Annotated in this window: 16 protein-coding genes; 14 read left to right on the forward strand and 2 right to left on the reverse strand. The window is 39.4% G+C overall.

Going from position 1 to position 14,728, the window contains the following annotated elements:
* Nucleotides 1-147: 147 nt before the first annotated feature.
* The 4 genes from BT1A1_RS18555 to BT1A1_RS18570 all read left to right on the forward strand — a co-directional run bounded on the left by BT1A1_RS18555 (nucleotide 148) and on the right by BT1A1_RS18570 (nucleotide 1,272).
* Nucleotides 148-336: a hypothetical protein gene (locus BT1A1_RS18555; protein ID WP_156103183.1), complete on the forward strand. Its 189-nt coding sequence runs from the start codon at nucleotides 148-150 to the stop codon at nucleotides 334-336.
* Nucleotides 337-406: 70 nt separating this feature from the next.
* Nucleotides 407-544 carry a hypothetical protein gene (locus BT1A1_RS18560; protein ID WP_156103184.1) on the forward strand — a complete coding sequence of 46 codons (138 nt, stop codon included), beginning with the start codon at nucleotides 407-409 and terminating at the stop codon, nucleotides 542-544.
* 278 nt (nucleotides 545-822) lie between these two features.
* A complete protein-coding gene (locus BT1A1_RS18565; RefSeq protein WP_156103185.1) occupies nucleotides 823-1,086 on the forward strand; it encodes a hypothetical protein in 264 nt (87 codons plus the stop codon).
* Between the two features lie 48 nt (nucleotides 1,087-1,134).
* Nucleotides 1,135-1,272, forward strand: a complete 138-nt coding sequence (locus BT1A1_RS18570) for a hypothetical protein (protein ID WP_156103186.1) — start codon at nucleotides 1,135-1,137, stop codon at nucleotides 1,270-1,272.
* A gap of 147 nt (nucleotides 1,273-1,419) precedes the next feature.
* Here the strand turns inward: BT1A1_RS18570 and BT1A1_RS04785 are convergent, their stop codons facing one another.
* Both BT1A1_RS04785 and BT1A1_RS04790 read right to left on the reverse strand, forming a co-directional pair.
* Complete coding sequence (locus BT1A1_RS04785) at nucleotides 1,420-2,217, reverse strand: ABC transporter substrate-binding protein (RefSeq protein ID WP_034768644.1); 798 nt, start codon at nucleotides 2,215-2,217, stop codon at nucleotides 1,420-1,422.
* Between the two features lie 340 nt (nucleotides 2,218-2,557).
* The gene (locus BT1A1_RS04790; RefSeq protein ID WP_034768646.1) at nucleotides 2,558-3,922 is read right to left on the reverse strand and encodes a cobyrinic acid a,c-diamide synthase CobB; all 1,365 of its coding nucleotides are present in this window, start codon (nucleotides 3,920-3,922) and stop codon (nucleotides 2,558-2,560) included.
* Between the two features lie 398 nt (nucleotides 3,923-4,320).
* On the opposite strand from BT1A1_RS04790, the gene BT1A1_RS04795 reads away from it, so the two are divergent.
* The 10 genes from BT1A1_RS04795 to BT1A1_RS04840 all read left to right on the forward strand — a co-directional run bounded on the left by BT1A1_RS04795 (nucleotide 4,321) and on the right by BT1A1_RS04840 (nucleotide 14,721).
* The gene (locus tag BT1A1_RS04795; protein ID WP_051989006.1) at nucleotides 4,321-5,133 is read left to right on the forward strand and encodes a serine/threonine protein kinase; all 813 of its coding nucleotides are present in this window, start codon (nucleotides 4,321-4,323) and stop codon (nucleotides 5,131-5,133) included.
* A gap of 422 nt (nucleotides 5,134-5,555) precedes the next feature.
* On the forward strand, nucleotides 5,556-6,533 hold the full coding sequence (locus tag BT1A1_RS04800) for a PstS family phosphate ABC transporter substrate-binding protein (protein ID WP_034768648.1): 978 nt from the start codon (nucleotides 5,556-5,558) through the stop codon (nucleotides 6,531-6,533).
* Between the two features lie 117 nt (nucleotides 6,534-6,650).
* On the forward strand, nucleotides 6,651-7,592 hold the full coding sequence (gene pstC, locus BT1A1_RS04805) for a phosphate ABC transporter permease subunit PstC (RefSeq protein WP_034768650.1): 942 nt from the start codon (nucleotides 6,651-6,653) through the stop codon (nucleotides 7,590-7,592).
* 53 nt (nucleotides 7,593-7,645) lie between these two features.
* Nucleotides 7,646-8,524, forward strand: coding sequence for a phosphate ABC transporter permease PstA (pstA, locus tag BT1A1_RS04810; RefSeq protein ID WP_034768651.1), 879 nt, complete (start codon nucleotides 7,646-7,648; stop codon nucleotides 8,522-8,524).
* A gap of 78 nt (nucleotides 8,525-8,602) precedes the next feature.
* Nucleotides 8,603-9,400, forward strand: coding sequence for a phosphate ABC transporter ATP-binding protein PstB (gene pstB, locus BT1A1_RS04815; protein ID WP_034768724.1), 798 nt, complete (start codon nucleotides 8,603-8,605; stop codon nucleotides 9,398-9,400).
* A 594-nt stretch (nucleotides 9,401-9,994) separates the two neighbouring features.
* Complete coding sequence (locus BT1A1_RS04820) at nucleotides 9,995-10,873, forward strand: AraC family transcriptional regulator (protein WP_034768652.1); 879 nt, start codon at nucleotides 9,995-9,997, stop codon at nucleotides 10,871-10,873.
* A gap of 81 nt (nucleotides 10,874-10,954) precedes the next feature.
* Complete coding sequence (locus BT1A1_RS04825) at nucleotides 10,955-11,680, forward strand: ThuA domain-containing protein (RefSeq protein WP_034768654.1); 726 nt, start codon at nucleotides 10,955-10,957, stop codon at nucleotides 11,678-11,680.
* A gap of 5 nt (nucleotides 11,681-11,685) precedes the next feature.
* On the forward strand, nucleotides 11,686-12,447 hold the full coding sequence (locus BT1A1_RS04830; RefSeq protein WP_034768662.1) for a sugar phosphate isomerase/epimerase family protein: 762 nt from the start codon (nucleotides 11,686-11,688) through the stop codon (nucleotides 12,445-12,447).
* 179 nt (nucleotides 12,448-12,626) lie between these two features.
* Nucleotides 12,627-13,652 (forward strand): Gfo/Idh/MocA family protein, encoded by a 1,026-nt coding sequence (locus BT1A1_RS04835; RefSeq protein ID WP_034768664.1) that lies wholly within the window; start codon nucleotides 12,627-12,629, stop codon nucleotides 13,650-13,652.
* Nucleotides 13,653-13,752: 100 nt separating this feature from the next.
* Nucleotides 13,753-14,721 carry a sugar phosphate isomerase/epimerase family protein gene (locus BT1A1_RS04840; protein ID WP_034768666.1) on the forward strand — a complete coding sequence of 323 codons (969 nt, stop codon included), beginning with the start codon at nucleotides 13,753-13,755 and terminating at the stop codon, nucleotides 14,719-14,721.
* Nucleotides 14,722-14,728 lie beyond the last annotated feature (7 nt).

The following is a 14,728-nucleotide window of genomic DNA, read 5'->3' on the forward strand; positions in this document are numbered from 1 at the left end:
AGAATATAGGACGATGAACTGTTTCTGGGTAGAAAAAATAAACAATATCCCGGATTAATAATTATGAAATATTGGACGACCCAAAAGCTATCTGGTATGTGCAGATGGCTTTTTTAACTCGATCACTTTCTCTAATTACTATTTTTGATGGCGACGAGCCTCGTTCTCGTCACCATTTTAAGGCGAAAAACACCAATTTTTGACGACGAGACTTGTTCTCGTCACCGTTTTAGACGAAAAACACTCTATTTTGGCGATGAGCCTCGTTCTCGTCGCCGTTTTGAAGTGAAAAATGCTCTATTTTGGCGACGAGAATCAAACTCGTCACCATTTTAGGTCGGAAAACACCAATTTTTGACGACGAGACTTGTTCTCGTCGCCGTTTTTAGACGAAAAACACTCTATTTTGGCGACGAGAATCAAACTCGTTACCATTTTAGGTTGGAAAACACCAATTTTTGACGACGAGACTTGTTCTCGTCGCCGTTTTGGGGCGAGAAACACTATTTTTTGGCGACGAGAATCAAACTCGTCACCATTTTAGGTTGGAAAAGACCAATTTTTGACGACGAGACTTGTTCTCGTCGCCGTTTTTAGACGAAAAACACTCTATTTTGGCGACGAGCATCGTTCTCGTCGCCGTTTTGAAGTGAAAAATGCTCTATTTTGACGACGAGAATCAAACTCGTCACCATTTTGGGGTGAGAAACACTATTTTTTGGCGACGAGAATCAAACTCGTCACCATTTTAGGTTGGAAAAGACCAATTTTTGACGACGAGACTTGTTCTCGTCGCCGTTTTTAGACGAAAAACACTCTATTTTGGCGACGAGAATCAAACTCGTCACCATTTTAGGTAGGAAAACACCAATTTTTGACGACGAGACCTATTCTCGTCACCGTTTTGAAGTGAAAAATGCTCTATTTTGGCGACGAGCCTCGTTCTCGTCACCATTTTGGGGCGAGAAACACTATTTTTTGACGACGAGAATCAAACTCGTCACCATTTTAGGTAGGAAAACACCCTATTTTGGCGACGAGCCTCGTTCTCGTCACCATTTTAAGGCGAAAAACACCAATTTTTGACGACGAGCCCTATTCTCGTCGCCGTTTTGAAGTGAAAAATGCTCTATTTTGGCGACGAGAATCAAACTCGTCACCATTTTAGGTAGGAAAACACCAATTTTTGACGACGAGCCTCGTTCTCGTCACCATTTTGGGGCGAGAAACACTATTTTTTGGCGACGAGAATCAAACTCGTCACCATTTTAGGTAGGAAAACACCTATTTTTGGCGACGAAAAATCCACCCGCCTTTAGGATCGTGCACCTCAAGTTACACAATTAACCAATTTTGAAGTAAAGGACCGACATATAACAACAAATTTTCCCCATCACTATAAAAATAGCAAAAGTCCGGTTATATAAAACTTTTGGCTTCAGGGAAAATTTCCGGATATAAAATATGTGCTAAATGTTCCAGACCTGTAACTAATCGCGGTGATGGGCGACAAAACCAGCCTTCTTCAAGAATATGGATCCTGTCTTTTTTCGCAAAAGGATACCCTCGCCACTCGGGGCGGTTGATGATTTTTTCGATTTTCACATTCTTCAACGGGATTCCTGTCCAAACAACCATTGTATAGTCCGGATTTGCCTTTACGACTCCGGCCCAGTCGGTTTTCACATTATCTTCCGGGATATCGGCAAAAACATTTGTTGCCCCAACTATTTCCGAAAGATCAGTGAGCCAATTTTTTCCACCGGGAGAAACGACTGGTTTTGGCCACCATTCCCAATAGAGGCGAAGAGGCGGATTTGCTTTCGGGCATTTTTGTCGGATTTCTTCAATCCTTTCTTTCATCCAATCTACTAAATCGCAAGCCTTTTGATAACGATCAGTTGCCTCACCTACCTTAATAATATCATTAAAAATATCACCCAGTCGATGCGGGTCGAGTATGAGAAAAGGTGTATTTAAGCTTTTAACACGTTCCACAACTTTTTCCATACCGGGAACACTTAAAGAACCGACAATGAAATCCGGTTTTAATTCGATCACTTTCTCTATATTAATATTTAAATCAGGACCGAGGTTTGGCAGTTTTTTAACGTCAGCCGGCCAATCAGAATAATGGTCAACACCGATTAGCTGAGCGGTTAACCCGAGACAAGCTAATATTTCTGTATTACTTGGACAAAGTGAAACGATACGCAAGGTTCTCACCTCATTCAATCATTTTTAAAAATCGTGTGCAACGATTGTCAACCAGTAACAAAGAGACATTATGCGTTAAACGATTTCAACACTTTCATTGATAAACACGCCACAGGGAGGTAGTTTGTTTATTATGCGCTCAATACCTTCATTGAAAAATAATCACAGAAAAGTATTTTGTTCACTGCTAAGCACAAACATTAACCGTAAGATAAATTTCTATCTCCATGTCCGGCACAATGCTATAAAATTTTATGCGCTCAATACCTTCATTGAAAAATAATCACAGAAAAGTATTTTGTTCACTGCTAAGCACAAACATTAACCGTAAGATAAATTTCTATCTCCATGTCCGGCACAATGCTATAAAATTTTCAACTATTTCCGGACAGGTGGCGAAATGGATATGGGTAAATCCCGCAACCAGATTTCTAGATTGGTAGCCCTCGTGTTTTTTGCCATATGTACTTTCTGTTTCATATGCATAAGGGACATCCCTGCTTGGAATGTAAACAGCGTAATGAAATTCATGTCCTCTTGCTGTTAATCCGTCTGTTAAAATAGGATTCCCGTTCATCCCCTTTATTTCTCGATATCCAATTGCCGCTAATCGGTTTTGCATAACGGTTTTTCCCGGAATCGCCCCAACCATTTCAAATCGGTTCCCATCATGTGTTTCAATTGCTTCTGTTAAAAACATAAAACCACCACATTCTGCAAGGGTTGGTATTCCGTCAGCTATCGCCATTTTTACTGATTGTTTAACTACTGTTTGTTCTGATAAATTTTTTGCAAATTGTTCCGGAAAACCTCCTCCAATATAAAGACCGTCCACATTATCGGGAACTGTTTCTCCATTTAACGGTGAGAAAAAAGAAAGCTTTGCCCCAAATGATTCCAGTAGATCCAAATTTTCTTGATAATAGAAATGAAAGGCCGCATCTTTTGCAACGGCGATGTTCACCTTTTTTTCACACTTTACATCAAAAATTGAAGAACCTGTCTTCGTAATTGCCGGTACTTCTGCTAGTTGAGTCAGTAAATTCAAATCAATCGTTTTCGCAACAATTTCACCAAGTTTTTCAAAAAAGCTGTTTAAATCGCCTCTTTCAATAGAGGGAATTAGACCTAAATGCCGTTCCGGAAGAGATATATCAATCTCACTATTTACATAACCAATGACAGGAATTTGGCATTCTTTTTCAATGGCTGTTTTGACAAGGTGAAAATGCCCCTCTCCACCGACACGATTTGCGATAACACCAACAATGTTTGCCTTCTCTGTAAAAGCTTGAAACCCTTTCACAACAGCCGCTGCACTCCTCGCCATACTCCCACAATCGACAACAAGAATTACCGGGCAATTCAAAAGGGTACTAATTTCTGCTGTACTTCCTACATCCGATTCCGGCGAATGTCCATCAAAAAATCCCATTACTCCTTCGATAACGGAAATATCTGCGTCTTCACTTGCCCGTAAATAAATTTCCTTTAACAAATCTTTTCCGAACATCCAACTATCCAAATTTCTTGAAGGCCGGCCTGTTACGGCGGTATGGTAAGTCGGATCAATGTAATCCGGCCCGCATTTAAAACCTTGAACTTGCCAATTTCTTTTTCGCAGTGCCGCCATAAGTCCAATCGTTATCGTTGTTTTGCCGACACCGCTTCCAGTCCCGGCAATCACAATTCTTTTTGCAGCCATCTATTCACATCCCTTTTCGTTTTTCATTTCACCAACATTCCACTCATTATAAACAATTTGAAAAACGAATGATCAATAATAGGTTAGTAGCGATACTTATAAACGCTTACTTTTACATAACAATCACTTGCCATAGTCTACACCGTTTTCCTCACAAAATGCTATCGCTATATAAACGGGTATATCATGCTTATATACATTATACGTTTTTTCCACTGCCAGATAAATGTTTCTTTTTTATTCATTTCATAAATATTTGCTGTATTCTGGTAGCAAAAGTTGTCCACCAACTTGAAAAATGTATTTTAAAAAACAATAATTCTTGTGTATCCTCGAACAAATTGGTAAGTTTTAAATATATACCATTTTTCACAGAATAGGAAAGGAGGGCCCCCGGCTTGAGTTTGTTCCGTCCGATTCGTAAAGTTATTCAATTTTTTGTTGATAAATCGTTGGCACCGGGTGTTCATATCGATAACCGCTATCAAATTATCAAATTACTCGGTTCCAGTAGTTTTGGTCTGGTGTACAAATGTAAAGATTTACAAAAAAATCAAATGGTTGCTGTCAAACAACTGCGTCCCACTAAGCAAAAGTTCAAAAAGGAAGTTGCCCTTTTCAATCGGGAAATTTGCATGCTTGAACAATTAAACCATAAGGCACTACCAAAATTGTTGCATTCTTTTTCAGGTAATCTCGGACATTTTTATGTCATGGAATATATTGACGGGAAAAATATGGAAGAAGTAATTTTTGAAGAAAAACGTGTGTACGATGGAAAAGCGGCATTGGAATTTATTCGTGCGTTGACGGAAGCGGTAGGGTATCTCCATCGCCACGAAATATACCACGGTGATTTAAGAATTCCAAACATTATGCTAAGAGAAGAAAAACCGGTTATAATTGATCTCGGTCTGGCTTACGGGGAAAAAGAAGATTTTGTGGCACGAAATCTCTCATCCATTTTAAAATCAAAAAAGACTCAGGAAGAAAGGAAACAAGATGATTATCATGATTTAGGCGACCTATTATTATTCCTTCTATATACAACTTTTGAAAAGAAACATAAAAAAGCCCTCCCCTGGACAGAAGAGCTTCAACTCCATCATTCAACGACCAATCTGCTAAAACGGCTGCTCGGAATTGATGTACCTTATTCATCGATTAATGAAATTTTGGAGGATATCGATGTCGCTATAGAAAAGTTATGAACTGCTGCGATACTTTTTCCTTTTAAAATAGTCGCTTCCCTTATACGGGTTGTGACTATAACGACGTTTGCTGCTGCTACCGAAAAAAGATGAATGGCCGTGGCGGTGTCGACTGCTGCTGCCAAAATGGGCATGATGTCTTCGTCTGCTGCTGGAGTGTGAGCCTAACAAATGTTTTAAAATCCTCTTCAATATTCATCCTCCCTTCTCAAAATAAATCCCTATATAAACACTTACGATTGTAAGTCCATGTTGGTTTCAAAAAATTTACTATTTCCACGATGTTTTTTTATTAATCATCCAAAACGACAAATTTACAGAATCTTAACAAACCTTAACAAACCATTTATACCAAGTTAATTTTTCCCCTTTATTGTTAGTTATGTAAGATAAACAAGCAAATTTCTTAGGGGGAAACGAAAATGAAAAACTATAAGAAACTGGCATTATCTGCACTCATCACGGGAGCGGTACTACTAACTGCATGCGGACCTCAAGAAGGAACGAGTGGAAACGAATCAGGATCAAATGGAAATAAAGCTTCAGAACAATCCGATCAACAACTGAAAGGAACCGTTGCAGTGGACGGATCTTCTACTGTTTTTCCGATTATGGAAGCGGTCGTTGAAGAATACAATATGAATCAACCGAATGTAAAAGTTTCTGTCGGTATGTCCGGTACTGGCGGCGGATTTGAAGCCTTTGCTGCCGGAGAAACCGATATTTCTAATGCCTCCCGTCCGATAAAAGACGAAGAAAAAGCGGCATTAGAAAAAGCAGGAATTGAATATACGGAATTTGAAATTGCCTATGACGGCTTATCAGTCGTTGTGAATAAAGATAATGACTGGGTTGACTATTTAACAGTTGATGATTTGAAAAAGATTTGGGTGGAAGATGGTACGACAAAAAAATGGTCTGATATTCGTGATGGCTGGCCGGAAGAAGAAATCAAATTTTATTCACCGGGTACTGACTCCGGTACATTTGATTATTTCGATGAAGTTGTTTTGGACGGACAACCAATTGTTGAAAAAGCCACTTTGTCAGAAGATGATAACACACTTGTTACCGGTGTAACCGGAGATAAAAACGCCATTGGCTATTTCGGTTATGCTTACTATGCTGAAAACAAAGATCAATTAAAAGTAGTCCCGATTGATAACGGGAATGGAGCAGTTGAACCGACAAATGAAACGGTTGAAAGCGGCAAATACACTCCACTCTCCCGTCCGCTTTACATTTATGTAAAAAATGAATCCTTGTCAAAACCTGAAGTTTATGATTTTGTAAAATTTGCTCTTGAAAACGCAGGAACCCTATCTGAAGAAGTTGGCTATGTCAGCTTGCCGAAAGAAAAATATGATAAAGCTTTATCAACGCTTGAAGATTTAAAATAAAGAAAATAATCAAAGTGGGACAATCCCGGAGATATAAAGCAAAAAGGATAACATGTTTAGAGCTTTTCGATTTGGGAGGATTGTCCCAACTTGTTATGGATGAAAGGGGTTTTCAACATGTCCTCGCAAAAATATGCTGCAACATTATCGGTTCAAGAAATGATCGCAAAAAAGAAACGACAAAGAAAAAATTGGAGCGAAAAGATCATGCCGGTGATCTTACAGTTGACAGCGATTATTTCTGTATTAACCACACTTGGTATCCTTTTTACACTACTTGTTGAAACTTTTGCCTTCTTTAAAGATGTTTCATTAAAAGAGTTTATTACCGGTAACACCTGGTATCCTTTTTCTGAACCTGGTCAATATGGAATTATGCCGTTAATATCCGGAACACTCAGGATTACCGGTATTGCCATCCTCGTAGCAGTTCCAATCGGTCTTGCCGCGGCCATTTATTTAAGTGAATTTGCATCGGACAAAGTGAGAAGAGTTATTAAACCGGTTTTGGAAGTGCTGGCCGGAATTCCAACGATTGTATATGGATTTTTTGCGTTAACATTTGTCACACCAATTTTACAAAAAATAATTCCTTCATTGGAAATTTTTAATGCACTAAGTCCGGGGATAGTGATTGGGATTATGATTATCCCGACAATTGCCTCCCTTTCCGAAGATGCATTAGGTTCTGTTCCAATAGCGATTCGAGAAGGGGGCCTCGCTTTAGGCGCAACCAAGCTAGAGGTGACGTTGAAAGTTGTTCTTCCTGCAGCCGTATCCGGGATTGTTGCTTCGATTGTTCTTGGGATTTCCCGTGCCATCGGTGAGACGATGATTGTCTCTATTGCCGGAGGTTCGACACCAAATCTTGGTCTAGATATAACCGGTTCCGTTCAAACAATGACTGCCTATATCGTCCAAGTTGCTCAAGGTGATGCAGGTTACGGAACTACGATTTATTACAGTATATATGCGGTCGGTTTTGCACTCTTTATTTTTACATTAATCATGAATCTGCTTGCCCAGTGGATTTCAAACCGGGTTAAGGAGGATTATTAATTTGCTGATCATTTGCCGTAATTTCTGCAGCTTTGCCAAGGAGGTATACACCAATGAAACTGATTGACCAGGAGCAAGTCATTCGTCGCATGAAACCAAGATTATTTCGTAATACATTTTTTAAATATTTATTTCTTTTAGCAACTGGATTATGTCTCATTGTTTTAGCGGTTTTATTTGGTCGAATTTTTATACAAGGTTTGCCGTACTTAGATTGGCAATTCATGAACAGTTTACCATCCAGAAAACCGGAAGAGGCCGGAATTTATACGGCACTAAATGGAACCATTTGGCTGATGGTGGTTGTGGTACCGGTCACGATGATTTTAGGAGTCGGTGCGGCAATTTATTTGGAAGAATATGCAAAAAAGAACCGTTTTACCACATTTATCCAAGTCAATATCTCGAATTTGGCCGGTGTTCCTTCTGTTGTATATGGCTTATTAGGGTTAACTTTATTCGTCCGCACTTTTGCTTTCGGTAAAAGCGTTTTGGCAGCCGGATTGACGATGAGTTTGTTAGTTTTACCGGTGATTATCGTATCTGCCCAGGAAGCGATCCGAGCTGTGCCGAGCAGTTTTAGGGAAGCCTCATACGCCATGGGGGCAACAAAATGGACGACAATTTTGCGGGTTGTCTTACCGGCATCCTTACCGGGGATATTAACGGGATCCATCCTTGCCTTATCACGTGCGATTGGGGAAACAGCACCACTTGTTGTTCTCGGTATTCCACTATTTTTAGCCTTTTTGCCAAATTCGGTTTTTGATGAATTCACGGCATTACCGATGCAAATCTACAACTGGACATCCCGCCCGCAAGATGAATTCCATGCATTGGCAGCAGCCGGAATTATCGTATTATTAGCGTTGTTAATCGTTATGAATTCGGTCGCCATCATGATTCGAAATAAATTTTCCAAACGGTATTAACAGTGCTTGAAGATTGGTGTTTTGTGAACTTTACGTATTTTAAAAAAGGAGGTTTTTATAATGGCAATTTTGGTTGAAATGAGGAAAGAAGAATTAATGATAGAGCAACCAGAGGTCAATAAAGAAGAGGTTTACCAAACAAAGGATTTGAACTTATGGTATGGGGATAATCATGCACTAAAACATATTAATCTGGATATTTTTGAAAATGAAATTACAGCTATTATCGGTCCGTCCGGATGCGGAAAATCAACCTTTATTAAAACATTGAACCGGATGGTCGAGCTTGTTCCGGCCGTAAAAACATCCGGGGAAATATACTATCGCGGCAGGAACATTTTCGATAAAAACTATGAAGTAGAGGAATTAAGAACCCGAGTCGGTATGGTTTTTCAAAAGCCAAACCCATTTCCTAAATCAATTTATGATAATATCGCCTATGGTCCACGTATCCATGGCATTAAAGATAAAAAAATTCTGGATGAAATTGTTGAAAAAAGTTTGCGGGGGGCGGCCATTTGGGATGAAGTAAAAGATCGGCTGAAGGAAAATGCTTACGGTTTGTCAGGTGGTCAGCAACAACGACTTTGTATTGCCAGATGTCTTGCCATTGAGCCGGATGTTATCTTGATGGATGAACCGACTTCCGCTCTTGACCCGATTTCAACATTGAAGGTGGAAGAACTTATTCAAGAATTGAGAAAAAACTTCAGTATCATTATCGTCACCCACAATATGCAGCAAGCGGCACGGATTTCGTATAAAACTGCATTTTTCCTGAACGGTGAAGTTATTGAGTATGACCAAACGAATAAAATTTTTTCAACACCTAGTGATAAACGGACGGAAGATTATATTACCGGACGATTTGGCTGATATAATAGGTGATATTCTTCATCCGGAGGCGCCGTTTCAATCCTTTTTTTAAAAACCATTTTTGTAGAGTAGATCATGAGTGCTGTACTACTATTGTTTGCTTAGATTTTCACTAGACTAATCTTAAGTTGACAGTAAAAACCCCAGAAAGCCCCGTTGTTAAGGCATTTTCTGCGGGTTTTTTAGTGCCAAAAATTGCGTACTTTTTTGACCTGCTATAAAATTTTTTTAGCTAATAGGAAAGTATAAATTTTTCAATTTCTACTTTCCTAACGCATAAGTGCAACTACGGCTCTGCTCTCGCCTAAAGGCTCGGCAATCGCCGAGTTTTCTTTATTCTTTTGTCCCTTGCTTGATGAGATATCGAGGCTAGATTTTTACTAGAATAATCCTTCTGTTTTTAATATAATTTTAAAAAAGATGAGTCGAATAATCCGTTTGCTCTTGCGCTATTGGCCGGCCAGTACCACGCCAAAACAAGAACAACCCCCGAGGAACGGTACACATATAAATGAAAACTCACAGAAATAACATCTATCTCGTTTCAAAAAATGATAAGATAAAAGGAAAACGCTTGATTTGGAGATTTTGCCGATGAGAAGCTCGTATTTAGAAATTCGCAAGGACCATAATGAATTTCCAATGGATTGCTTTTTAAATAGTGGGGATATGACATTGCTCCCCCACTGGCATAAAGAAATAGAAATCATTTATGTGAAAAACGGAACACTGAACGTTGGGATCAATGATACTATTTTCACCATGCAGGAGGGGGAAGTAAGAATTATTAATGGTGGGGAGGTCCACTACTATCTTTCCTCCCCCGATAGCGAAAGAATCGTGCTTATGTTTGACATCTCATTTTTTAAAGACATGAGATTAATCAACAACGAAGAGCTTTCCATGCTTGATATCTTTAACGGCATTGAAAAGTCCAGTCTTTCATGGCCGGGAAAAATTAAACAAAAAATCGAGGAGCTAATTCAAGAAATCTATTTAGAAATGGTGAATAAAGACAGGGGATATTTATTTGCCATCAAAGCAAAAATGTATGAAATGATTGTTACTTTGTATCGCAATGTTTATCAAGATATTTCACCGAATGAATTGAAATCGGAGCTGGTTTCCAACCCAAAATCATTTGTTGAGTCTTTAAGTAAAATTTTTGCATATATTGAAGAATATTATCAACAGAAAATTACATTGGATGACATCGCTCGCCATATGGGCTTTAACGCTCAATATTTTTCCCGTTATTTTAAAAGATTAACAGGACAAACCTTTGTGAAATTTTTAAATGATTACCGTTTAAATAAAGCAAAGTGGCTGTTGTTAAATGAGGATCTGCCAATTATTGAAGTGGCTGAACAAGCCGGTTTTAGCAGTGTCAAAACATTTCATCATTTATTTAAAACCAAATTTGGAACTTCACCTTTAAAATATAAAAAGTCAAAATACGGGAATAACATATAAATTTTCCAGGAAGAAAAAGACCTAACAGTTTTGTATGCTAAATGTACAGAAACTAGGTCTTTTTTGATTGGAGAGAATGAGATGATTAGGGTTACTGTTTGGAATGAATATCGTCATGAGCGGCACAACTCGGAGGTAAAAGCAGTTTATCCAGAAGGAATTCACGGCCAAATTGCATCATTTTTACATGAGGCCGGGTTTGGTGTGAAAACGGCTACATTGGATGAACCGGAGCATGGCTTAACAAGTGAGGTATTAGATCATACCGATGTTTTGATTTGGTGGGGACATATGGCACATCATGAGGTAGATGATCAAATCGTGGAGAAAGTGAAACAGCGGGTATTAAACGGTATGGGCTTAATTGTACTTCACTCCGGTCACTTTTCAAAAATCTTTCAATCGCTAATGGGAACAAGCTGTAATTTAAAATGGCGGGAAGCGGGGGAGAAAGAACGATTATGGGTAATTAGTCCAGGTCATCCAATCGCTGAAGGAATCCCCGAATATATCGAAATTGACCACGAAGAAATGTATGGGGAGCACTTTGATATTCCGGAACCGGATGAGGTCATTTTTACAAGCTGGTTTGCAGGCGGGGAGGTGTTTCGGAGTGGTTGTACATTTAAGCGGGGAAATGGAAAAATCTTTTATTTCCGTCCGGGACATGAAACTTATCCGACCTATTATCATAAACAAGTTCAACAGGTTATTATCAATGCCGTGAAGTGGGCAAAGCCGGTTAAACGCAGTTACCCGGTCTACGGAAATGCAAAACCGCTTGAAAAAATTTTATCCGAGGAGTGATGTTTATGAAGGAAATCCCTGTGTCCGTCCAATTATATACATTAAGAGAACAGTGTGAGAAAGATTTTGAAGGAACATTAAAAAGAGTAGCGGAATTGGGATATGACGGGGTTGAGTTTGCCGGACTTTATGGCAGATCAGCAAAAGAGATACGCAACTTATTAGATCGGCTGGGGTTAAAGGCTTCATCAAGTCATGTTCCGCTTCAGGAGTTGAAAAATGATTTAACTAAGGTAATAGAGGAGCAAAAAACATTAGGAAGCACTTATATTATCTGCCCGTTCCTAATGCCGGATGAACGGAATGAACCAGCCTATCAGGGTTTGATTTCATTTTTAAAGGATACCGGTGAACGAGTTAGAGAGGAAGGTCTTGTCCTCGGTTATCATAACCATGATTTTGAATTGGAACGGCTGAATAATGGGAAAACCGTATTAGAAACGATATTAGATGGAGCACAGTCAGTTATTGCCGAGTTCGATATCTACTGGTTGAAGAAGGCGGGGGAAAATCCGGTTGAATGGATTGAAAAATATATGAACCGGGTACCTATTGTTCATTTAAAAGATATGACAACCGATCAGTTAAAAAGCTTTGCCGAATTGGGGACAGGCGGCGTTGATCTTGAGACCGTTTTATCGCTGGGCGAAAAAGCCGGCATAAACTGGTGGGTTGTGGAGCAGGATATTTGTCAGCGTGATCCTTTCGAAAGTATTGAAATGAGCTTGAACTATTTAAAAACGAAATTGCCTTATCTAAACAAATAGAAAACTAGATATATGATGTTTTCCATCTTGTAGAGATGAAAAACGAAATCGCCTTATTTAAACATTGACGTAAAGAAATCTTTTTCTTTTAAAGGAAAATTTTGTAATTTGAAGCAAGTTCATACGTCCCTATATAAATGGGATGAATCATGAAAAAAGCAAACGGGAGGAATTGGCATATGAGTAAATTAAAAATCGGTGTCATTGGCTGCGGAAGTATTGCAAAATATCGGCATTTACCGGAATACGCTGCGAATGCCAATGTAGAAATTGTAGCGGTTTGCGACATTGTTCCGGAAAGAGCCGAAACAATGGCTGCCCAATATCGTGCAAAAGCTTTTACAGATTACCAAGAGGTGCTGAAGCTAAAAGAGGTGGACGCTGTCAGTGTATGCCTGCCTAACTATTTGCATGCACCGGTATCCATTGCTGCATTGAATTCCGGCAAACATGTGTTATGTGAAAAACCGATGGCCACATCAAGGGAAGAAGCAGAGGCGATGATCCAAGCGGCAAAAGCAAACGGAAAGAAATTAATGATTGCTCATAATCAACGCTTTGTGGCATCTCATCAAAAAGCAAAGGAAATTATTGAGAGCGGCAAGTTGGGCAAAATATACAGTTTTAAAACTACTTTTGGTCATAGTGGTCCGGAAGGCTGGAGTGCAGACGGTAAAGACAGTTGGTTTTTTAATAAAGAAAAAGCCTTTATCGGGGCAATGGGCGACCTTGGTGTACATAAAGCCGATTTAATGCGGTATTTGCTTGGTGAATTTAAAGAAGTTGGAAGCTTCATTGAAACAAATGCAAAATCTTATTCTGAAGTAGATGATAATGCAGTATGTGTGTTACGTACAGAAAGCGGCATCATCGGTACATTGACGGCTAGCTGGGCATATACAGCAGGAAGTGATGATAACTCGACGGTCATCTATGGAGAAAATGGGATTTTGAAACTGGAAGCTGATCCTGAGTATTCGTTAATCGAACAATATCGTACCGGCGAGGTTGTCAAACATCAATTAAGCAGAATCCAAACCAATGAAGAAGGCGGCCAGACGACATCCCATGTTATTAATCATTTTGTTGAATGTATTTTAGAAGACAAAGAGCCACTTATTACCGGTGAAGAAGGGAAAAAATCGTTGGAAATTATCTTAGCAGCCATCGAATCACAAGAAACAAAGCGGATTGTCATATTGTAATTTTTCAATAAACATAATGGACCCAACGACTCCCATAGTGATGTTGATTTTTGAACGGGTCCCACTGTTTGTCTGAAAATTAATTTTAGGAGGTTTTTCAATGAAATTAGGTGTATTTACCGTATTATTTTCCAATAAATCCTTTGAAGAAATGCTGGATCATGTGAAGGCTTCCGGTCTGGATGCAGTTGAAATCGGAACAGGAGGCTATCCGGGAAATGCCCATTGTCCATTAGATGAGCTTTTAGAAGATGAAAATAAACGAAAAGATTATTTGAATGCGGTTACTGCCAGAGGTTTAACCATCAGTGCCTTTAGTTGTCATGGCAATCCGCTTTCGCCTGATAAAGCATTTGCCAAACAATCGGATGAAACGCTGCGCAAAACGATTAAACTCGCATCATTGTTAGGTGTGCCAGTCGTAAACGGTTTTTCAGGAACGCCGGGAGACAGCGAGGATGCTAAACAGCCAAATTGGCCGGTTGTTGCCTGGCCAACGGAATATGCCGATATTTTAACATGGCAATGGGAAAATAAATTAGTTCCGTATTGGAAAGAAATTGGCGAATTTGCCCAACAACATCATGTCAAAATTGGCCTTGAATTGCATGGCGGTTTCCTCGTCCATACACCATATACCATGTTGAAATTGCGTGAATTAACTTGTGATGCGATCGGTGCCAATTTAGACCCGTCCCATATGTGGTGGCAAGGTATCGATCCGGTTGCCGCTATTAAAATTTTAGGAAAAGCAGGAGCCATTCACCATTTTCATGCAAAGGATACGTATATTGACCAGGATAATGTCAACATGTATGGCCTAACAGATATGCAACCATACGGAAATGTACAAACCCGTGCCTGGACATTTAGAAGTGTCGGTTGTGGTCATAGTATGCAAGAATGGTCGGATATGATGAGTGCCTTACGTACCTATGGGTATGACTATGTTGTAAGTATTGAGCATGAAGACCCATTAATGTCCATTGATGAAGGCTTCAATCGTGCCGTTAAAAACTTAAAAGATGTGATCATTCGTGAAACACCTGCTGATATGTGGTGGGCATAAGAGGAGG

This window comes from Caldibacillus thermoamylovorans (genome assembly GCF_000751775.1).
Lineage (GTDB): Bacteria > Bacillota > Bacilli > Bacillales > Caldibacillaceae > Caldifermentibacillus > Caldifermentibacillus hisashii.